Origin of the sequence: Corallococcus sp. bb12-1 (assembly GCF_026626765.1) — a bacterium.
Classification (GTDB): Bacteria; Myxococcota; Myxococcia; order Myxococcales; family Myxococcaceae; genus Corallococcus; species Corallococcus terminator.
The window spans coordinates 437,878-459,096 of the sequence record NZ_JAPNJZ010000024.1; the positions used below are offsets into that span (position 1 = coordinate 437,878).

General features: G+C 70.2%; 15 protein-coding genes. 2 read left to right on the forward strand and 13 right to left on the reverse strand.

Going from position 1 to position 21,219, the window contains the following annotated elements; genetic code table 11:
- Window positions 1-142: 142 nt before the first annotated feature.
- The gene (locus tag OV208_RS29395; protein ID WP_267577436.1) at window positions 143-1,834 is read left to right on the forward strand and encodes a TldD/PmbA family protein; all 1,692 of its coding nucleotides are present in this window, start codon (window positions 143-145) and stop codon (window positions 1,832-1,834) included.
- Here the strand turns inward: OV208_RS29395 and OV208_RS29400 are convergent.
- Genes OV208_RS29400 through OV208_RS29410 form a run of 3 tightly spaced genes read right to left on the reverse strand, consistent with a single transcriptional unit; the run spans window position 1,831 to window position 6,881 of the window.
- Window positions 1,831-4,926 (reverse strand): alpha amylase C-terminal domain-containing protein, encoded by a 3,096-nt coding sequence (locus tag OV208_RS29400; protein WP_267577226.1) that lies wholly within the window; start codon window positions 4,924-4,926, stop codon window positions 1,831-1,833. The genes OV208_RS29395 and OV208_RS29400 overlap by 4 nt on opposite strands.
- A gap of 40 nt (window positions 4,927-4,966) precedes the next feature.
- A complete protein-coding gene (locus OV208_RS29405; protein ID WP_267577227.1) occupies window positions 4,967-5,899 on the reverse strand; it encodes a hypothetical protein in 933 nt (310 codons plus the stop codon).
- Window positions 5,900-5,918: 19 nt separating this feature from the next.
- Window positions 5,919-6,881 (reverse strand): metalloenzyme, encoded by a 963-nt coding sequence (locus tag OV208_RS29410; RefSeq protein ID WP_267577228.1) that lies wholly within the window; start codon window positions 6,879-6,881, stop codon window positions 5,919-5,921.
- A gap of 32 nt (window positions 6,882-6,913) precedes the next feature.
- Between OV208_RS29410 and OV208_RS29415 the strand changes: the two genes are divergently transcribed.
- Window positions 6,914-7,999, forward strand: a complete 1,086-nt coding sequence (locus tag OV208_RS29415; protein ID WP_267577229.1) for a DUF4388 domain-containing protein — start codon at window positions 6,914-6,916, stop codon at window positions 7,997-7,999.
- Between the two features lie 10 nt (window positions 8,000-8,009).
- On the opposite strand, the gene OV208_RS29420 is transcribed toward OV208_RS29415, so the two are convergent.
- From OV208_RS29420 to ribD, 10 genes are all read right to left on the reverse strand, one after another.
- Complete coding sequence (locus OV208_RS29420; RefSeq protein WP_267577230.1) at window positions 8,010-10,166, reverse strand: ABC transporter ATP-binding protein; 2,157 nt, start codon at window positions 10,164-10,166, stop codon at window positions 8,010-8,012.
- Window positions 10,163-12,997, reverse strand: coding sequence for an ATP-binding cassette domain-containing protein (locus OV208_RS29425; RefSeq protein WP_267577231.1), 2,835 nt, complete (start codon window positions 12,995-12,997; stop codon window positions 10,163-10,165). Before OV208_RS29425 ends, OV208_RS29420 begins: the two co-directional genes overlap by 4 nt.
- Window positions 12,994-14,145 (reverse strand): HlyD family secretion protein, encoded by a 1,152-nt coding sequence (locus tag OV208_RS29430; protein ID WP_267577232.1) that lies wholly within the window; start codon window positions 14,143-14,145, stop codon window positions 12,994-12,996. The genes OV208_RS29425 and OV208_RS29430 overlap by 4 nt, the downstream gene beginning before the upstream one ends.
- Before the next feature lie 12 nt (window positions 14,146-14,157).
- Window positions 14,158-15,900: a WD40 repeat domain-containing protein gene (locus OV208_RS29435; RefSeq protein WP_267577233.1), complete on the reverse strand. Its 1,743-nt coding sequence runs from the start codon at window positions 15,898-15,900 to the stop codon at window positions 14,158-14,160.
- Window positions 15,897-17,828: a hypothetical protein gene (locus OV208_RS29440; RefSeq protein ID WP_267577234.1), complete on the reverse strand. Its 1,932-nt coding sequence runs from the start codon at window positions 17,826-17,828 to the stop codon at window positions 15,897-15,899. Before OV208_RS29440 ends, OV208_RS29435 begins: the two co-directional genes overlap by 4 nt.
- Window positions 17,829-17,872: 44 nt before the next feature.
- Entirely contained in the window at window positions 17,873-18,649 is a 777-nt protein-coding gene (locus tag OV208_RS29445; RefSeq protein ID WP_267577235.1) for a formylglycine-generating enzyme family protein, read from the reverse strand.
- A gap of 77 nt (window positions 18,650-18,726) precedes the next feature.
- Entirely contained in the window at window positions 18,727-18,900 is a 174-nt protein-coding gene (locus OV208_RS29450; protein ID WP_158620451.1) for a hypothetical protein, read from the reverse strand.
- A 161-nt stretch (window positions 18,901-19,061) separates the two neighbouring features.
- Complete coding sequence (locus OV208_RS29455) at window positions 19,062-19,691, reverse strand: NADPH-dependent FMN reductase (protein ID WP_267577236.1); 630 nt, start codon at window positions 19,689-19,691, stop codon at window positions 19,062-19,064.
- Between the two features lie 7 nt (window positions 19,692-19,698).
- Window positions 19,699-20,322 (reverse strand): GTP cyclohydrolase II, encoded by a 624-nt coding sequence (gene ribA / locus OV208_RS29460; RefSeq protein ID WP_267577237.1) that lies wholly within the window; start codon window positions 20,320-20,322, stop codon window positions 19,699-19,701.
- Entirely contained in the window at window positions 20,319-21,191 is an 873-nt protein-coding gene (gene ribD / locus OV208_RS29465) for a bifunctional diaminohydroxyphosphoribosylaminopyrimidine deaminase/5-amino-6-(5-phosphoribosylamino)uracil reductase RibD (RefSeq protein ID WP_324291424.1), read from the reverse strand. Before ribD ends, ribA begins: the two co-directional genes overlap by 4 nt.
- Between the last annotated feature and the right edge of the window lie 28 nt (window positions 21,192-21,219).

A 21,219-nucleotide genomic window follows, 5' to 3' on the forward strand; every position in this document is an offset into this window, starting at 1 on the left:
AGGCGAGAGGGTCCTCGCTTCACGCGCCGCCGGGAGGGGCTGCGCGTGAGGGGAGGACCCTTGCCCGTTTCTGGCTACAGTGCGCGCCGTGCCCAACGCCTTCCATCCCCTGTTCCCGCTGTTGCTGGCCGCGTCGCTGCTGATGGGCGCGGCGCCCGCGCCAGACCCCCGCTCCCAGCTCCTGGAGGCGATGTCCGCGGAGCTGACGCGCAACCAGCAGCAGCTCAAGGTGAACGGCCATGAGGCGCCGTACTTCATCAGCTACCTGGTGAAGGACTACGAGTCGCGGCTGCTCGTCGCGCGCTACGGGGCGGTGTTCCAGGACGACGACTACCGCGAGCGCAAGCTGGGCGTGGACGTGCGCGTGGGCAGCTACGACTTCGACAGCTCCGTCGCGGACTCGCTCGACTTCGGCTTCAGCACCAGCAAGGGCGCAAGCTTCAGCGCGCGCAAGGAGGGGCCGCTGGATGACTCCCCGCTCGCGCTGCGCACGGCGCTGTGGCTCGTCACGGATGAGAAGTACAAGGCCGCGCTCTTCCAGTTCCTGAAGAAGAAGGGCGAGGACGTCTACGCGGTGGAGGACCCCAAGCGCGCGGCGTCCTTCTCCCGCGAGACGCCCTCCACCTACGTGCAGCCGCCGGTGGCCTTTCCCTTCGACAGGGAGAAGTGGCGCAAGCTGGCCCGGGAGGTCTCCGCGCGCTTCAACGCGCACCCGGAGCTGTTCGATTCGGAGGTGCGCATCACCGCGGACAAGGCGACGCGGCTGTTCGTCTCCTCCGAAGGCACGAAGCTCATCACCGAGGAGACGCTGTACGCGCTGCACGTCTCCGCGGTGACGCGCGCGCCGGACGGGCAGTTGCTGGATGACTCGCGCAGCTTCTACCTGCCCACCGAAGCCGGGATGCCGGACGTGGCGAAGGTGCACGTGGCGGCGCAGAAGGTCATCGATGAACTGCTCGCGCTGCGGCAGGCGCCGGCCATCACCCCGTACGCGGGGCCCGCCATCCTGGCGCCGGAGGCCGCGGGCGTGCTCTTCCACGAGACGCTGGGCCACCGGCTGGAAGCGGACCGGCAGGACGGCGACAGCGATGGCAAGACGTTCAAGGGCCAGGAGGGCAAGCAGATCCTCCCGTCCTTCCTGTCGCTGCGGGATGATCCGTCCAGGCGCGAGGTGAACGGCGAGCCGCTCAACGGCTACTACCTCTATGACGAAGAGGGCGTGAAGGGGCAGCCGGTGTCGCTGGTGGAGAAGGGCGTGCTCAAGGGCTACCTGATGAGCCGCCACCCCGTGGAGGGCTTCGCGAAGTCCAACGGCCACGGGCGCGGCCAGGGCACGCTCCAGCCGGTGGCGCGCATGGGCAACCTCCTGGTGGACAGCGCGAAGCAGGTGAGCGACGCGGAGCTGAAGAAGATGCTCGTCGCGGAGGCGAAGCGGCAGGGCAAGCCGTACGGGCTCATCATCCGCGACATCACCGGGGGCAACACCAACACGTCCAGCTACGGCTACCAGGCCTTCAAGGGCGTGCCGCGCATGGTGTACCGCGTGGACGTGAAGACGGGCGAGGAGACGCTGGTGCGCGGCGTTGAGATTGTCGGCACGCCGCTGTCGTCGGTGAACCGCATCCTCGCCACGGGCCAGCGGCTGGGCGTGTTCAACGGCTTCTGCGGCGCGGAGAGCGGCAACGTGCCGGTGTCCACCGTGGCGCCCGCGGTGCTGCTCCAGGAGCTGGAGCTTCAGCGGGCGATGGAGGGCAAGGACCGGCCGCCCCTGCTTCCCAGCCCGGCGGCCCCGAAGCAGGCGGCGGCCGGACCGGAAGCGAAGGGGACGAACTAACCGACCCGCTTCATCACCACGTAGCCGGCGGCGGGGATGTTCACCTTGGTGTTCCCGCCGTTCAGCGTGGCGCCGAAGTTGCCGAAGTTGCCGCCGCCGTACGCGGAGGCGTCGCTGTTGAGCACTTCCTTCCACTGCCCGGGAGGCAGCGGCAGGGTGTAGCCGTCCAGGTTCTTCTTGTTCAGGCTGCCCACCACGAGGAACTCCTCGTTGCCCGACTTGCGCGTGAAGGCCATCACGCTGTCGTCGTTGTGGGTGTAGACGCGCTTCACTTCCGCCGCCGCGCTGAAGGCCGGGCTGCTGTTTCGCAGGCCGATGGCGTCCTTGTAGAAGCTGAAGCTCTGCCGGCGGGTGACGTCCAGCATCGCGTCCTTGCGCTCGGAGGCGGGCAGGCTGGAGATCTCCTTGAACAGCTTCTTGTCGTCCGCGGAGAAGGCCTTGTACGCGGTGTCCTTCGTCTGCGCGTCCGGGGAGAGCGTGAAGAGGCGCTCGTAGGTGGCCTTCGTCGCGTCGTTGAACGTGACCTTGCCGAAGTCCACGTCCTTGCCCACGTCCTGCCAGCTCCAGTCGCTGTCCCACGTGGAGGGGTTGCCCCAGCGGAAGTCGTTCTGCGCGCCGAACTCGTCACCCTGGAAGAACATCGGGATGCCGGGACCAGCCATGCCCATGCCGCCGGTGAAGCGGGCCGCGCCGCGCGTCCACTGGTCCGGGAAGTCGGTGGCCTTCTCGCCCTCCGCGGTGTTCATGGTGCGCTGGGCGTTACCCACTTCGTCGTGGTTGGAGATGATGGACAACGCCTTCTGCCAGCTGTCCAACCCGCGCGGCGCCGTCATGAGGTTGACGAACGCGTCCATGTCCGTCTTCAGCCCGCGCGCGGCCGCCTGCACCAGGCCCGGCTTGCTGTTGTCGTTGACGAGCCGGTGCTGGAACTCCGTGTACCACTGGGCGTCGAAGCCGCCGCCGGTGCCGTCCGCCTTCGCCGGGCGCGAGATGTCCGGCTCGTAGTCGAACTGCTCCGCCACGGTCCACACGTTGGGGTTCACGAAGTGCACCTGGCGGTTGATCTCCCGGAGCATGTCCCAGCCGTCCTTGCCGCCCACGCCCTTGATGGGCTCCGTGAAGTCGAATCTCAGGCCGTCGAACTTCAGCTCCTGCACCTGCTGCACGGCGTGGTCGATGAAGAGCTGCTTCACCTCCGGCGTGTTGTAGGCGGGCACCGCGCCCCAGGGCGTGTCGCGCTGTTCGAACTTGCCCGGATCCTTGGACCAGTTGAAGTACGGGTTGCTGGGGCCGCCCACGTTCCACAGGCCGTTGTGGTCGCCGAAGACGTGGTTGTAGACGACGTCCGACACCACGTTGAGGCCCTTGCCGTGGGCCGCGTCGATGAAGCGCTTGAGGGCCTCATCCCCCTCCACCCACTGGCCCGTGTCGTCCTCGAAGCCCAGCGAGCTCTCCGCCGCGAGGCTGTTGACGCCCAGGTAGCCCCAGTTGCGGCTGCCTTCCACCTCGTTCGTGGGCAACAGCTCCAGCGTGGTGACGCCCAGCTCCTTGAAGTAATCCAGCTTCTTGAGCAGGTCCTCCATGGTGGAGCGGTTGGAGTTGCCCGCCTGGCCCAGGAAGCTGCCCGCGTGCAGCTGGTACACCGTCCACTTGGACGGGTCCTTCTCACGGGGAACGTTGTCGTTCTTGAACACGAACGCCGTGGGGTCCGTGAAGACGGAGCCGCGGAAGTCCACGCCGCTGCCCACGGTGATGAGGTCGCTCCAGGGGTCGTTCTCCGACGAGGAGATGCGCTCCGTCTGGGACAGCTTCCCGTCGTTGTTCACGTCGTCGCGCAGGTGCAGCTTTCCCTGCGCGTCCTTGTCGAACACCTGGAGCTCGTAGCGCAGGCCCTCGAGCTTCGACGGATCATTGACGAGCGTCGTCCACGCGCCGCCCTGGTTCGTCATCTTGATGCGGCCGTCGTCCGTGACGTTGCGCGACCAGAAGTCGCTGTTCGCCGCGCCGCCCCGGAACTTGTCGATGAGCGTCTCGTCGAACTTGCCCAGGCGCTCCTGGAGCTGCGCCTTGTTGAGCGGGTTGCCGTCGCCGTCCTTGAGGACCAGGTACGCGCTGTCCGCGTCCTCGGCGTCGTCCACGTCGAAGCGCATCAGGGGCGTGGCGCCGGGGAAGTAGCGGTCCACCTCCTTGCCGCGCATGGGGTCCAGGAAGAGGCGGTCCAGGCCGCGCTGCTCGCCCATCATCCGGCGCGCGTACGGGTCCGGCCGGTCGCTGGTCGCGCCCGTGGAGTCCACGACCTCGTAGACGTAGGACTTGCCCTCCAGGTTGCTCCAGGCGCCCTTCGCCTGGGCGGTCCAGTTGCCGCCCTCGTCGCGCGTCAGCGGGATGCGCTGCTGCTGACCCTGCTTGTCGGTGACCTTCACCTGGACGGCGCGTGCATCCGGCGCCCAGAACTTGAAGGACACGTCCTGGCCGGAGCGCTGCGCGCCCATCTGGTGGTACGTCGTGGGCGAATAGGACGCGGTGGGCTTGGAGAGATCCAACTTGAGGTTGCCCTCGCCCATCACCGCCCACTGGTCCTTGCCGGACGGGCCGTCCACGCTGACGCCCCACTCCCAGTTGCGGGCCAGGCCGTCGTCCGCCACCTTCACGGTGGCCTCGTACTTGCCATTGCCCAGGGACTTCATGGGGATGCCGCCCCCGCTCCACTGGGCGCTGAAGCGGCCGTCCGTGTCCCAGCTGCCCTTGAGCTGCGGGTTGGTGAGCTGGTTGTGCGGGCCCGCGTCGTACGTGAACGTGATGGTGCGGGTGACGGGCTTCTCCACCGTGGCACCCGGACGCACCGGGGCGGTGGGAGCAGCGCCCAGCAGGGCCTCCGTGTTGCCCGAACGGGCCAGGGTTCCGGAGCCGGCGACGGGGGCCTTCGCGCCCGCGGCGGGGGTGGATTCAAAGGCGGAGGTGTTCCGGCGGGCGGCGGCGGCCTTGGCGGCGGCGGCCTTCTGCTGGGCGAGCACCTTTTCGGCGTCGACCGTGGGAGACGCCTTGGCGGGGGCCGGGGCGCTGGTCGTGCGGTTGATCTTGGAGTCACTCACGGGGGGGAATCCTCCGACGGCCCACGCATAGCGGGCGTCTTCATCTTTTCGCGCTTGTGCCCTCCAGAGTTGTGTCTGGCGGGCCCGAAGGTGGGGGCAGTGGTTTGGAGATCAATGGAATCCAGGGAAGCCTCCGGTTTTCGCCTCGAAACCGACCCATTTCGGGCTCGGGTGGGTTGATGCGACCCCCCTTGAAGCCGCGCAGGTACACGTAACGGCGGAAGTCGCGCAGGAAGGCGTCCACGGGGATGCCGACGGCCTCCTGGAAGGCGGGGGAGAAGTCCTGGCCCTGGCGCATGGCCTGAAGGGTGCCCCGGACGCGCTCCTCGCCGTAGCGGCTGATGAGGAAGTCGAAGGCGTGGTGGGCGGCACCGTAGACGGTGGCGTTCTCGGACTCGTAGAGCGACTCGGCGCGGGCGAGCGGGTCGGCCTGGGGGTGGTCGTGGAGGAAGCGGGACAGGTCCTCCAGGCTGGGGACGCGGTAGCCCTGGGCAGCGGTGTAGGAGGCCATGCCTTCGCTGAACCACAGGGGGATGCCCTTCTTCGTCCAGGTCATGCGGGTGGCGGACGCCTGGTACATCAGGCTGTGGGTGAGCTCGTGCAGGAGCAGCTCGTCCACCTGCTTCTGGGAGGCCCCGGCGCGCGTCCAGGTGCGGGGGCTCTGGAGCTCCACCTGTTCGAAGCGGGCCCAGGCGCGCAAGAAGTCGTGGTCGGGGCGGCTGGCGGCGCGCTCCAGGGCGGCGTGGTTGGGGTGGATGACCAGGGTGACGGGCTCGTGGAAGGTGCCCCAGCGGGCGAGCCGGGGGGCGGCGTTCTCCACGGCCCGGCGAACCATCTCCGAGGCCTGGGCTTCCCTGGGGGCGTGGGCGAAGCGGAACTGACCGCCGGGCAGGTCCAGCGTGGCGTCGGCGTCCACGGGGGCCTTCCGGGTCGAGGAAGCGCACGCCGACAGCAGGGCGAGCGCCACGAGCATGACGCTCCATCGTCCTGCGCTACCACCCACCCGCATCCCGAGCCTCTCCGTTGGCCCCAAGCCAGCGCATCACGGCGCGACCCACGTCCGCGACGGTGGTGAAGGACGCTACCTCCGGGGCGGAGGGCCCGAAGTAGAGCATGGGCACCGGGTGCACGGTGTGTCCGCGAACCGACAGGTCCTCCACGTTGCCGTGGTCACTGCACACCAGCACGCGCGCGTCGGCGGGGCGGGTGGCGGCGATGGCGCGGGTGAACGCATCGAACGTGTCCAGCGCGGCCCGCGCGGCGGTGAAGTCCTGGGCGTGGCCGGCCTCGTCGGCGAGGTAGTGCTCGAAGAAGGTGAAGTCCGCGCCTTCGGCGATGCGCCAGAAGAGGGCGGCGGCTTCCTCGGGCGTGCGCAGGGGGATGGACAGCCCGTGGGCGCGGGCCTGCGCGCCGGTGATGTCGTGGGTGAGGCCGTCGTCCGCGCGGGCGTCGTCCAGGGTGCGCAGGGGCTCACCGCCCGCGGCGAAGGCGAGCTTGGCCGCCGAGGCGCGCACCTTGCGCGCGGTGCGCGGGGGCAGGATGAACTCCGGCGGGGAGGTGGAGGGGCGCCGGGGGATGCCGAGCGCGTCCAGGTAGGGCGCGGGGTAGGCGTTGGCGAAGGTGGCGGTGCGGCCCTGTGCCTTGAGGCGGCGCACGATGGAGCGCTCCGCCATCAGGTCGCGCAGGGCGGCGTTGGGGTAGCCCAGCACGTGGCCGCCCACGAGGGCGGGGGCGGGGTCCCCGGTGAGGATGGCCGTCTGATTGGAGGCGGACTGGGGGCGGCCGGGGACGCCGAAGGTGGTGTCCACCGGGAGGCCGAAGCCGCCGTGGGGCAGGGTGGGTGCGGGGGCGTCCTGGAACCAGGACAGCAGGTGGTCCCTGCCCGAAAGCGGGTTCACGGCCGGGTCATTCCGCCCGACGCCCACCCCGTCGATGAACAGGACCGCGACGCGCACGGCGGGGAACTGTATCCTCGAATCCGACACGCATGGCCATCCACGGCGACCTCTTCAGCTACCCGCTTCCCGAATTCCTCCAATGGCTGGACAGCTCCCGCAAGACGGGGACGTTGCAGCTGTCGTGGGAAGCGGGCGAGCGCAAGTTGTTCCTCCTGTCCGGCCAGGTGGGCGCCACCGCGAGCGATGGCTTGCGCGGCCGTGTGGCCCGCCTGCTCTCCCTGCCGAAGCTGGCCCAGGGGCAGCGGGTGCTGGCGGCCTTCGACGAGCTGGCGCGCACTCCGGACGTGGACGCGGCCTTCGACGCGCACGGGGTGCAGGCGCGCTGGGTGCGCGACCTGGGCCGCGAGGAGCTGTTCGCGGCGATGACGGACCTGACCATCGCGGGACGGGGCACGTTCCACTGGACGGAGGACGCGGACCGCACCGGTGAGGACTGGGTGCCGTCCGACATGAGCATCCGTGAGCTGCTCTTCGAATCCCTGCGCTGGGTGGATGAGCAGGCGGACGTGGACAAGGCGCTGCCCATCGACGCGATGAGCGTGCGCGCGCTGTCGCCGCCCAGCCCCAGCCAGCCGCTGATGCACCGGATCATCCTGGGCATGACGACGACGCCGCAGAACCTGGGCCGGCTGCGGCTGTCCATGGGCGTGTCGCGCTCGTCGGTGACGCGGCGGGTGCACGAGCTGTTGCGCGCGAAGCTGGTGGAGGTGGACGGCGCGCCGCAGGTGGAAGCGGATCCGGTGGCGGAGATGCTGGAGAAGGGCGCGGTGTTGATGCGCGAGGGCCAGTACGACGCGGCCGGCATCGTGTGTGGTCTGCTCCTGGCCAGCGACCCCGCGGACCGGCGCGTGCGCGAGTTCGCGCGCCTGGTGCAGCGCGAACACGTGGCCGCGCTCTACTCGGAGATGCCGCCGCTCGTGGTGCCGCAACTGGTCCAGGCGCCCCATGCGATGGTGATGCTCAAGCCGGAGGAGCGACAGATCGCCGGGCTCATCAGCGGCACGTGGGACGTGTCCACGCTGGTGCTGGCCAGCCCCGCGCGCGAGCTGGAGACGCTCAAGACGCTGGCGAAGCTGCACCGCATGGGCTTGCTGAACCTCACGCTGCCGCGCTGACGCGCGCGGGTCAGGGATGCGCGATGAGCATCAAGGTCCGGGCCCGCGCGTCCACGCAGGCCATGACCTTGCCGAGCGTGTCCGGATCCAACGCCGCGAAGCTCTCATCCAGGATGATGACGTCCGCGTCCTGGAGCAGGGCCCGCGCGAGGAACACGCGGCTCTTCTCGCCGTGGGACAACTGCCAGCCCGCGTCGCCCACCATCTCATTGAGGCCGCCCGGCATGCGCTCCAGCAACGGGCCCAGGCCCAGCTCCTCGCAGACCGTCCGCGCCTCCGCGAGGTCCGCGGGATCCGCCGGCCAGCGGCGCCCCATCAGCAGGTTGAAGCCGAGGCTCGCGGCGAAGATGTGATTCTCGTGGAACTGGGGCACCAGCACGATGCGCTCGCGGAACTCGCGGTCGCCCAGCGTGGCGCGGTCCACGCCCCGCAGCAGCAGCAGCCCGGAGTCCTGCCGGCGCAGGCCCGCGAGCAGCGCCGCGAGCGTCGTCTTTCCGCCGCCGGACGCGCCCTGCAACAGGATGCGGTCTCCCGCGAGGATCTTGAACGAGCAGCCATCCAGCACCGGCCGCACGCGCGACGGATGGCGGAACACCAGATCCCTCGCCTGCACCACCACCTCGCCCGTGCCGGAGGGCTTGTCCAGGATGATGCCCCCGCGCTCGCCCGTGCTCGTCTGCTCGTTGCGCGCGGCGCGGAACAGCGACGCGATGCTGCGCCACGCGACCACCGCGCTGCCCGCCGTCAGCCCGCCCTGGCCCAGTTGCTGGAGGGTTCCCCAGCCCAGCAGGAGGCCGCCCACGCTCGTCGCGACGAGGCCCGGTGAGGCGCCCGACACGAGCGCCGGTCCCAGCACCGCCAGTGCCAACACGAACCACGCGCGAGCCGCGTACACCAACCACAGGCGCGCCGCGTCCATGGGCCGGGACAGCCGCGCGTAAGCCGCGAGCTGCGCGTCTTCGCCCGCGTGCCAGAGCGAGCGGGGCTGCTGCGCCAGGCGCGTGCGCTGTCCGGACAGCTTCTCCACCAGGTCCTGCGTGAGGGATTGCCGGGCGCGCGTCCACCGCTCGCGGGCGCGCAGGTGCCAGCCGCCCAGGGCCACGATGAACACCGCGAAGCCCAGGAACAGGCTCACCTGCGCCGTGGGCGCGGCCCCGGCCAGGAGCACCAGCGGCACGAGTATCAGGTTGATGATCATCGCGAACGCCTGGAAGCCCGTCTCCAGCGCGAGCATCTCCATGGACTCGCTTTCGAACACCGCCGACAGCAGCGCGCCGCTGCCCTGCTGGCGCACGACGTCCGGGTCCATGCGGAACGCGCCGTGGAGCAGGTGCTGCTTGAACTGCCGCCCCAGCAGCAGTCCCAGCAGGGACTGGAGGAACTCGCCCCGGCTCATCAGCGGCACCTGGAGGAGCACGAGCAGGCCCCACGCCACGTGCCATCCATCCGGCTTGTGCCCGGCGAGCGCGTTGGTCCCCAGGTTCATCCACATCAGCACCGCCACCAGCGCGAGCGCCCCGTGCACCGTCAGCAGGGCGCCGAGCTTCGGCAGGATGCGCTCGCGCTTCAGCAGGGTCTTCAGCGACGTGCGGCCCGGCACCGGCCGCAGCAGCCAGCAGTTGGTCAGCGTCAGGTCGGAGCGAAACTCCGCGCGCAGCCGCACCGCCTCCTGGCTTCCACGCTCCACCCTCGCGGCCAGGGGGCCCAGGTGCTTCGCGAGCCAGGTGTCGGTCTCCTCCTCGAACGCGGCGAAGCGGGCCGCGCGCAGGCTGGGCACCGGCAGGCTCTGCTCGCGTCCGTCAGGCAGCAGCACCGTGAAGTGCTTTGGATCCGTGCGGACGATGACCAGGAAGCGGTACTCGTCCGCGGTGGGCGCCTTCAGGCGGATGATGGCCGGCGCGCACTTGGACGCGAGTCCGTCCACGTCCTCGTAGCGGCTGCTCACCAATTGCATTTCGACCTGGAGCGCGTCCGCCGCGTACTGGAACCAGCGGTGGATGCCCGCGATGTCGTGCGGCGCCATCTGGCGATCCAACGCCAGCGCTTCACGGGGCTCCGCCACGAAGCCCGTGCGGCGGGCCAGCAGCAGGACCGCGTCGGACAGTCGCTCGAACGGCCACGCCGTCGAGAAGGCCTCCGGTAACTCCTGTGCGGTGAGCGTGGTCATTCGACGAGCCTCCCTCCCTCCAGCCGCCAACGTCGCCAGGCCGGAGCGTCATGCAGCAGTCCCTGCGCCACGGCCTCACCCTCCAGCAGCGCGCGGTAGCGCGAGCCGGGCACCGACAGCAGCGCTTCGGGGGTTCCACGCTCCACGACGCGGCCATCCTCGATGACCACCACCGCGTCGAAGCCCTGCGTCTCGCTCACGTCGTGCGTCACGCACAGCAGGGTGGTGTCCTTCCAATGCTCGCGCGCCCGTCCCAACAGCCGGCGGCGCGTGGTGCGGTCCAGGCCGCGAAACGGTTCATCCAGGAGCGCCAGCCGCATCCCCGGACGCAGGAGCGCGCGGGCCAGCCGCAGCCGCTGTCCCTCGCCGCCCGACAGCCGCAGGCCGTTCTCTCCCGTGCGTGTCTGGAGGCCACCCTGCATGTGCTGGAGCGCCGTCTCCAGGTCGGCGGACTCCAGCGCCCGCGCCATGTCGCCGCTGCCTACCTGCTCCTGCCCGTAGGTGAGGTTGGCCGCGATGCTCTGGTTCCACAGTTGCACCGCCGGATCCACCCACGCCGTCCGGGTGCGCAGGTCCTCGATGTCCGACGGCTCCAGCGGCCGACCGTCGAGCCGCACCGTGCCAGACGCCACCGGATACCAGCCGAGCAGCACGCCCAGGAGCGTGGACTTGCCCGCGCCGGAGCTGCCCACGATGGCGACATGCGAGCCGGGGGCGATGTCCACATCGATGTCGTGGAGCAGCCGGTGGCCAGAGACCTCCACGGACACGCCGTGGAGCGAGATGCCCGTGGCCTGGGTCCGCGAGACGTCCGTCAGCGGCGCGGGGGCTGCGGGCCTCGGTGCGACCTCGGGAGCGCCCAGGGGCTCCATGCAGCGCAGGGCGACGTTGCGGGCCGCCGGGTAGCCCTGGATGACGCCCGCGAGCTGCTGCGCGTGGTCCGGCAGGCCCATGATCCAGTAGGCGACCAGCAGCATGCCGCCGGTGACGCCCTGGGAGCCCAGGTGCAGCGTGAGCAGGGTGATGCACAGCGCCGCGCCCACGGTGGCCTGGACGAAGCGCAGGGACACCATGGTGCGCAGCAACTGGAGGCTGCTGCGCATCCAGCCGGTGAGCAGGATTTCGTGCTCCCGTCCCAGTGCCGTCTGCGCCCCGTGCGCGCGCAGCGGCACCGCGCCCACCAGCGAGTCCAGGTAGTAGCGCGACAGGCTGCCCAACTGCGTGCGGGCCCGCATGTCCTGCTCCGTCATCCGCTGGCGGAAGGCGAGCGGCAGCACCACGCTCAGCACGGCGAGGACGATGGTGCCTGACCACAGCCGCGAGTCCATCATGCCGATGGCCACCACCGTCGCGACCAGCCCCACCAGCGCGCGCGCGCCCGTGAAGGCCAGTGCGGGGAGACCCCGGACGACGTGCATCATGTGGCTGCGCTCGGCCATGTCGGAGCTGAGCCGGCTTTGCAGGTACAGGTCCTGGAGCCGGGGAATCTTCTGGATGAACGCGAGGCGCAGGCGCATCTCCAGCACCCGCCCCAGCCGCTGCATGCCCGCGTAGACGCCCGCCTCCAGCGCCCCAAGCAGCGCCAGGAAGCCCACCACGAGCACGCCCGCGCCCACGCGCTGCAGGCCCATGCCCAGGTCCGGCGCCAGGTCGAACAGCCGGCGCAGCAGCACCGTCTGGCAGATCATTCCCAGCGGCGTCACCAGCGCGCCCACCGTGAGCAGCGCCAGTCCCACGCGCGACTCACCCGCGAGCAGTTTCGCCAGCTCCTGTTCGGGCCGTTCGTCGCGGGTCTCCAGCGCCGCCTGGAGTTCCTTCGGCAGCGCCGTGCCTTCCTCCGCCGTGTGTAGGACGCCGGGCGCCCGGACTTCCGTGGCCAGCCGCGCGCGGACGAGCAGCACGCCCGTGGACGCGACCATCTCGCCCTCGGGCGATTCACCTTCGACGGACCAGTAGGGGCGGGGCAGCAGGTCGAAGCGCTCCTCGAAGGAGGCCTGCACCCGCTCCACCATCGCGCGCACCGTCCGCGCCTCGGAGCCTCGGACGATGCCCGCCTGCTGGAGCGATGCGCAGAAGCGCACGGCCGCGTCCAGCGCGCCCAGACCCAGCCAGCCCTTGGAGTCGCGCGCCAGGTCGAGCAGCGCGTCCGCGTCCCGTCGCGACACGCCGAGCGAGCGCAGCCGGGAGTCCAACGGGCTCAGGAACGCGGGGCTCTCCGCCCAGGCCCGCCAGTCCTTCGTGGGCACCGTCGCCCGGTACTTCAGCGTCGAAGGCGCGAACTCCGACCAGCGCACCCAGATGCGTCCGGCCGCCGGATCCATCACCTGCACGTAGGGACCCACGCGGTTCCACAACACGACGAAGTGGTTGCCCAGGTGCGGCCGCTTCACCACCACCAGCGCGGGCAGCGCGCTCGCCGCGGGCAGGGGCACGTGGTCCGTGGGCACCACCGTCTGCCGCGCGTCCAGGCCGAACGCCCCCGCCAGCTCCTCCAGCGTGTCAATGGACGTGCCGTCCACGGACGTGCGGCAGGCCTCGCGCAGGCGCCCGTAGTGCACGGAGATACCGAAGCCGCCGAGCAGCGCCTTGAGCGCCGCGGGACCGCAATCCATCTTCGAGGACTGGATGACCTCCGGGATGAAGAAGCGCCGCGCGGGCGGCTTGCGGGCCGGTGCAATCGGTTCGATGGAAGGAGGCTCCACCGGCGCCGGTGCCCCGGTGCTCCCAGCGAGGTGCGCTTCGTCCGGGACATCGTTCGCCCCGCCGTCCACGGGCGGAAACACCGCCGGAGGCAGGGGAGGTGCCCGTCGCTGGGGATCTCGCACGGTCATGAAGTCGTGCCCAGGGTCTCCGCGAAGCCCCGGAAGAGGAGCGCGAAGGGGGACAGTTGCTCGACTTCAATCTCCACGCTGCCACTGAGGCCGTGCTCCAGCGCCACGTCGCGCAGGGAGTCAGGCGAGGCGCTCAGCTCTACGCGGATGAGTCCCTGCTGGGCCTCCTGGGCCACCTGCGACACCCGAGCCTCCATGGCGCCAAAGCGCGTCCACGGAAAGCCATCCAGCCGCAGCCGTGCCTCCTGGCCAGGACGCACGCGGCCCAGTGCGGTGGGCGCTGGCAGGTACGCGATGATCTGCAAGGCGCGCTCGGGCACGAGCATCGCGAGCTGCTGGCCCGCCGTCAGGTTCATGCCCGGATGCAGCGAAAGCACGCTGCCGATGGTGCCGTCCGTTGGCGCGGTGATGCTCCGCTTGTCCACCTCCGCGCGGAGCCGGGGCAGGGCGGCCTCCACCGCCTGCTGCTCACCGATGAGCCGGCTCAACTGGATCTCCAGCGCCGCGATGCTCGCGAGCCGGTCCTTCTGTCCCACGCGCAGCTCCGCCGAGCGGCGCTCCTGCGAGAAGCGCAGCACCGTGCTGGAGGCCGCGTGCCGGGTCGCCTCGCTCACGGCGGCCTCGTACTCCGCCTCCGAAACGAAGGACGAGCGCAGCAGCCCTTCGGTCCGCGAGGCCTGACGCCGCGCCTGTTCGGCGACGACGGCCGCCTGCTGCTCCTGCGCTGTCGCCTCTCCGAGCGAGGCCTTCGTCAATTGGACGTACCCCTCCAGGCCCTCGCGCTCCGCGTCCCGCTGTTTGCGAAGCGCGGCGGCCTCCGCCTCCAGCGCCGCCTGCCGCGCCAACTGCTCACGCAGCACCGATTCCTGCTCCCCCGACTCCAGGCGGACCAGCACCTCGCCCGCCCGGACCTTCTGTCCCAGGCGCAGCGAGGACTGCGCCACGCGTCCCGCGATGGTCGGCTCCACCGGGAACGCCGCGCCCTCGACTTCCAGCCGCGACGTGGTGCTGCTCACGTACACGGAGACCCGGCCCAGGCCGAGCCACGCACCCCAGGCCACCAGGAACACCAGCACCGTGGCGATGACCGGCGTGCTCCGGCGGCCTTCGTCCAGCGAGGCCAGTGAGTCTCTGAAGTCGTAGGACATGGGGGCTTTCGATTACGCCGCCAGGGCCTGGGGCGGGAACGGCTCCACGCTCGCGCGGAACACGCGGCGAGGGGCCGCGTCGCGGGACACCTCGTAGACGCAGCCGTCGTAGGCGCTCGCCAGGAACTGTCCGGGCCGTCTGCCCCGCGACACGGTGGAGATGCCGAAGTCGGTGAGCCGCTCCGTCTTCAACCACTCGCCGTGCTCGGCGTCGAACAGCGCGAGCGTCCCGTCATATGCCGCCGTGGCCAGCAGCATCGTCTGCGGGCAACTGGCCACGCAGCGCACGGAGCGGCCGTGCGGTGTGGGGTGCACGCTCGGCTTTCCCTTGCTCCAGACGCGCAGCATCAGGTCGCGCCCCACGGAGGCGAAGCGCCCGTCCGGCAGCGCGGCGGCGCCGTTGGTGATGCGCTCGTGCGCGTTCGCCGTGCGCGTCACCTCCAGCGTGGACAGCGAGATGTGCGCCACGGTGCGGTCCGCACAGGTGGCGAACAGCGTGCCACCGTGCACCGCGAGCCCCTTGATGGCGGCGCGGAACACCGACAGCCGCTCGCGCAGGACCATGCGCTCCCCCACCCGCGCCAGCAGCCACGCGTCGCCGGAGTACGTCCCCATCACGACCAGGGCCTCGCCTCCGCGTTGCACCTCCACCGCGCAGTTGATGGGCGAGGGCTGTTCGAACAGCACCTGGCCGGTGAGCGCGTCGAAGAGCGTGCCCGTCTGCCCGCCGGTGAGCAGCTGGCCCTGGAAGGACAGGAGGAAGTTGCACAGGCTGTCGATGCGCCGCACCGCCACTCCGTCGCGGTACAGCACGCCCGCGTCGCCAATGGCCATGATGGCGCCCGCGTGCACGCCCACCGCGTTGAGCCCCGGCGTGTCACCCACGCGGGACAAATCCCAGCGCCGCGAGCCGATGTCGAACGTCGCGTAGCTGGAGCCGAACGTGCCCACGATGACGCGGTCGCGCGAGTCCAGCGCGCACGTGCGCAGCCACACCTCGCGCGGGGGCCGCGTCTCGGCCTCCAGCGTGAGCGCACCATCCGGCGCCGTGCGGAACGTGCGCAGGAAGCCGTCGTAGCCGGTGCTCGCGAGCCGCGACTCGCGCCCGCTGTACGCCAGGCACTTGATGCCCAGCGCGTGCGCCTGGTGCGTGCGCACCTGCCCGTCCTTGAGGATGAGGATCTCCCCCGCGTCGTTGCCCGCGTAGAGGACGCCATTGGGGCCCATCGCGATGGTGTCCAACTGCACGTCGCCGAACGACACCTGCTGGAGCAGCTTGCCCGTCTCCACGTCCCAGCGGCGGATGTCCGCGTCGTCGCTGGTGGACCACAGCTCGCGACCGTCCGGGGAGAACTCCACGAAGACGGCGTCCGCCGCGTGGCCTTCCAGCAGGTGCACGAGTCGGCCCGTCAGGTCGAACACGCGGATGGCGTAGTCGCGCGACGCGGTGGCGAAGCGGTCCCCTCGGGAGGAGAACGCGACGCGTTCGATGTCATCCGAGTGGCGCATGACCGCGAGCAGCCCCAGGTCCGGCACGCTCCAGAGGCGCACCGTGTGGTCGCTGCTGCCCGACAGCAGGTAGCGGCCGTCCGGGCTGAAGGTGCAGTGGTTGGCCAGGTGGTCGTGCCGGGCCCGGGCCACCGCCGTCTGCGTGCGGGCGTCCCAGAGGATGAGCTGGCTGTCGTAGCCGGCCGTCGCGACGTAGCGGTCGTCCAGGCAGGCCACGCCGCTGATGGGGGAGCGATGGTTGATCACGGGACGTACACCCCGGCGTCGTCGTGGATGGCGGCGGACAGCGGCGCGTCCACCTGCCCCATGGCATGCAGCCGTCCGTCATGGGCCCAGTACCGGCGCAGCACCCCGGTGCGCCCGAAGACGAGGAGCTCGTTCGGGTGCGCCCCTTCGGCGCGGTTCGCGGGCATCCACAGCAGGCCCTTGGGGTAGTCCAGGTCGAAGCCCGTCACCGACAGCTCCTGGAACGTCTTGAAGTCGAAGAGGTGGATGCGCCGCGCGTAGGTGCACAGCGCCAGGAACCGTCCCGAATCATCCCAGGCGAAGTCCTCGATGGTGTTGCCCAGGTGGGGGATGACCTGCGCCATGGCGCCGGTGCCCACGTTGAGCTCGTACAGCTCCGCGCCCCGGCCCACGAGCAGTCGGTCCGCGTCGCGCCACTGCATGCGCTTGGGCGCCCAGGTGCCTTCCACGGTGAGAATCGGGTTGAGCGTGGTGGCGTCCAGCAGGCGCAGCAGGCCCTGGCGTTCGCACACGGCCAGCACCTTGCGCGTGGGGTTGTGGGCCAGCGCCCAGATGGGCTCTTCGCCGGTGACGACCTTCGCCTGCACCTGACCGGACTCCAGGTCGATGCGGTAGACGGCGGAGTCCTCCGTGATGGCGAACAGGTCGAAGCCCTCCGGCGACACCGCGATGTCGCGCAGGGGCGCGGCCAGCTTCGTCACCGGGCGGGTGGTGCCGCCGCGGACACTGAGGATGTGGCCGTCGGAGCGGCCCTGCACCAGCGCCTGCGTCGGCGGGTGGAACACCATGCGCTTGGCGTAGGAGCCCCGCGACGCGGCGGTCGTCTCCCAGCGGGTGGAGACCTTCGTCTCCATCGTGGCGGAGTCCGCGCCGTCCACGTGCACGTGGAGCATCTCCGGTCCCTCGCCCGCGAACGCCAGGTCGTGCGTGCCCACCCGGACGCCGGTCCACAGCGCGTTGGGCGTCTCCTTGATGACGGCGGTGGGGCGCTTGCCGGACAGGCTCGCCTTGTAGAAGGCGCCGTTGCGGCACTGCACCAGCACGAGGTCGGGGTCGCGCTCCAGGTGGTGCAGCCAGCGCAGCTTGAACGGCGTCTGGAGCACCACGCCCTTGGACGCGCACGTCTCCGGGTCGATCTCCACGAGGGTGCGGTCGAACCCGCTCGCGAGCACGCGGCCGGACGCGCGGTTGATGGAGATCTGCTCCAGGTGGTCGCGCACCACCGGGGGACCCACGAAGGGCTCCTGCTTGCCGCTGGCGTCGAACCGGATGACCCGGCGCGTGTCGCTGGCCAGCAGGTACATGGAGCCGCCCAGGTGCTCCGCGCAGTGGATGGTGCGCCGGTCATAGCGGTAGCGCAGCACCGGCTCCTTGGGCTGCTTCGGATCCACGACGGCCACGTGGCCGCCAAAGGTGGACGCGAAGATGTTCCCGGAGTCCGGCAGGTAGCGGACGTAGTCGATGTCGTACGCGATGCCGTCCGGATCCTGGAAGTAGCCCGCGGCCCACAGCGGATCGTGGCGCGTGTCGTCGAAGGCAATCTCCGTGAGCGCGCCGTCCGCGTTATGGGTGATGAGCTTGCGCTCCGTGGGATGGAACGCGAGCGGGCACGACAGGGGCAGGGTGGCGACGAACTCGTAGCCCTCCGAGCGGATGTCACGCAGGTAGATGTCCTGGAGCTTGCGCAGCTTGCGCGGGTCGCCGCGGTCCCAGATGGACACCGTGTAGTCGATGCCCAGCGTCGCCAGGTACGGCAGCGTCGGGTGCACCGCGATGGACTCGATGGAGGCGGCGTGCGCGACCAGGTCCGTGTGGATGGCGAAGTCATCCACGCTCACGGACAGGAGGTGGCCACCGATGGTCGCCGCGAACATGAACTGTTCGGATGGGTCCACGGCGAAGGCGGAGGATTTGCGGAGGGAGTTCATGAGGGGTTCTCCAGAAGCCGCGGCTCACGCCGGGCCAGCGGGGCTCACAGCGCGAGTCTGAAGCCAAACAAGTTGAAGGTCGGGTGGGGGCCGTGCCGGCGCGCGCAGCGGGCCAGGTCGCCGCCGCACTCCGCGGAGCCGCCCCGGAGCACCGGATAGACGGGCCCCAGCGCTTCGGTCAGGTTGTCTTCGATGAACGGGCCGCCCGGGTAGGGCGCGTAATCCGTGGCGGTCCACTCCTCCACGTTGCCGGCCATGTCACAGACGCCATACGCGGTCGGATGGGCGGCGTAGCGCGTGACGCTCGTGGTGCCGCCCAGGCCCGCCTCGCGCGTGTTGCACAGGCGCGCATCGAACGTGTCGCCAAACGGGTAGTCCCAGTGCTCGGGGCCGCGAGCCGCGTACTCCCATTCAGCTTCCGTCGGCAGCCGCCAGGCCTGTCCGGTGCGCTGACGGGTCCACTCCAGGTACCGCGCGATGTCCGCCGCGTTCACGCCCCACACGGGGTGGTCGTCCGGCAGGCCCTGGCGCAACGAAGTGGCCGGCGCATGGCCCGTCTCCGCCACGAAGGCGGCGTACTGCTGGTTCGTCACCGGGAAGCGCGCCAACTGGAACGCCGCGACCTCCTGACGGTGCTGGGGCATCTCCTTGCGCAGCCAGGCTCCGAACATGAGGTGGTAGTCCGGTTTGAGCAGCGCGGACTTCCACCGCAGCAACGCCCGTTCGACCTCCTCCTCGGTGGAACCCATCTGGAAGGCTCCGGCGGGGATGGGCATGAGCTCGACGGGTTCGAGCGCGGGACGGGCGAAGGCCAGGGTCATGGGAGGAGAGGCGGTGGGAAGAAGGAAGAACGGCAGTGGGGCGACATACGGTTCGCCCCACCGCCGGGGGACGACGACTAGGCCGGGGCCGCGATGATGATCGGCGGGCGCACGATGATCGGACCCGTGATGATCGGGCCGGGGTTGGTGATGATCGGACCCGTGGGGAAGGTGAAGGCACCGGCCTTCACGCCACTCTTGACCTGCACGGGGAAGGCAGCGGGGGCGCTCATCGAGTTCTGGGTGTTCATGGGTTTGTCTCCTGGGTGTGGGGTTGTCCCCACCACGCACGCGTGGCGGGTCCTCGGCGGAGGGAGTGGAAAGACATCCCTTCACCGAAGCTTGTGTCGCTGACCGGAGCTGTGTGGGTTTGAAGCGGGCCGTCTTCGCGTTTCAGGCGAAGCGGCCTGGGTCACATTCCGTAGCGGAATCTCTTCTCGAACATGCCGGGCCGTGCTCTCAGCGGCTTCATCGCCCGGGCGTACTCAATCAATACGTTCGATGCGTAGAACATTCGCTCGCGCAAATACAAATCTTCATCGCTCCCCGGCGCGGCCCCTTCGTTGAGGACCTGCGCGACATTGCGCACGATGATGTGCTCCGGGATGAAGCACAGATGCGAATTCTTGCTGCTGCTCATGCGCAGCTCAGCCACCGGATAGCTGCCGCCCATGCCCGACGACACGGAGATGACGAGCACGGGCCGGTGCCGCACGCAGCCGTCGCTGCAAAGGACCAGGAAGTTCTTCATCGCGGGCGTGGCCATGCCGCCCCACTCCGGGGTGACCAGCACCAGGCCGTCCGCGTCCGACAGCTCCTGGGACACGGGGCCCCAGGTCGCCTGCCAGGATTCGGCGCCATTCCAGACACCTTCATCCCAGAGCGGCAGGGGCGCCTCGCCCAGGTCCAGGTAGAAGGCCTCCCGGCCCGGCCCGCCCTGGAGGAATTGATCCCGGGCGAAGCGGCCCACCTTGGCGGATTGTGACGGCGTGCGGTGGCTGCCAATGACAAACGCCAGCTTCAGTCGGTCCTGGGAGATCATGGGCGGGCTAGAGCAGGTGGCCGGACTTGACGCGTTTGGTTTCGAGGTACCGGACGTTCTCCGGGCGGGTCGGCCCGAGCAGGGCCACGCGACGGTCCACTTCGATGCCGTGGGCTTCCAGCCCGGCGATCTTCCGGGGGTTGTTCGTGTAGAGCGAAACCCGCTGGATGCGCAGCGCGGCCAGCATGCCCGCGGCGATGTCATACGTGCGCAGGTCGTCGTCGAAGCCCAGGTGCAGGTTGGCCTGGACGGTGTCCAGCCCCCGGTCCTGCGCCTGATACGCCTGGAGCTTGTTGGCGATGCCGATGCCCCGGCCCTCCTGGCGCAGGTAGAGCAGGACGCCGTTGTCTTCCCGGGCCAGCGCCTCCAGGGACTGCTCCAACTGGTCGCGGCAATCACAACGCAAGGAGCCCAGCGCATCGCCGGTGAGGCATTCGGAGTGCAGCCGCGCGGGCACTGGGGTGGTGCCGTCGAGCGGGCCCCGGATGAGCGCGATGTCTTCAATCTGTTCGCCGGAGGCGTGCCGGAAGGAGACGGCGGTGAAGGTGCCGGCGCGCGTGGGCAGCTGGGCCCGGGCGAGGACGAGCAGGGTGGGGCGACGGAGCAGCGGGACGGCGGTCGACGGCATCATGTCCCCACCTTCCGGTCGAGCTGGCGTTCCAGGTGTCCATCCACGAGGCCCTCGTCGCACAGGCCCTGCTCCAGCAAGGGCTCCGCGTCCACGAAGAGCGTCACCACGCCGTGGCGGGGCAGCTCGCGCAGGGCCAGGCGCAGCGGCAACGGCGTGCCGTCCTGATAGGGCAACGGCACCACGGTGATGGCGGCGGCGCCCGTGGCGAGCACGTATTCGGCGTGCCGGGCCTCCGGGCAGAACACCAGCCAGCGGTCGGAGGTGCTCCGGCGCGCCACGCGGCGCAGCAGCTCCGTGCCGGGTGAGGCGACGACGGTCAGCGGCGCGGAAGGCGACAGGGTCGCGTCCATCTCCTCCGTGCCAATCCATAAGGCATCCATCTCCGGCGGAAGGACGCGGGAGCCCGGGCCGGTGGACAGCAGCACGTAGGGCATGCCCGTGGTCTGGACCTTGGCCCAGGGCGCGACGAGTTCCTCGGCGCTGGCGGCCATCACGTGGGGGGTGACCTCCACGCCCGCGGCTCTCAGGCGTTCAATGCCGCCGCCCCGGACGTGGGGATTCGGGTCGACGGCGCCCACGACGACGCGCGTGATGCCCGCCTTGAGGATGGCTTCCGTGCAGGGACCCGTTCGACCGTGGTGGTTGCACGGCTCCAGCGTGACGTAGAGGGTCGTGCCCCGCGTGTCACCTTGAGCGTTGGCAATGGCATTCACTTCCGCGTGCGCCGTGCCGGCCTTCTCGTGGTGGCCACCGGAGATGAACCGGCCGGCTCGAGTCAGCACCGCACCCACGTGCGGGTTCGGTGCGGGACGGCCGCGCCGCCCCAACTCGATCGCACGCAGCATCCAGTCTTCGTCCGATGGTTGCATCCCACGGCCCCGATGAACGGTTCCGCTC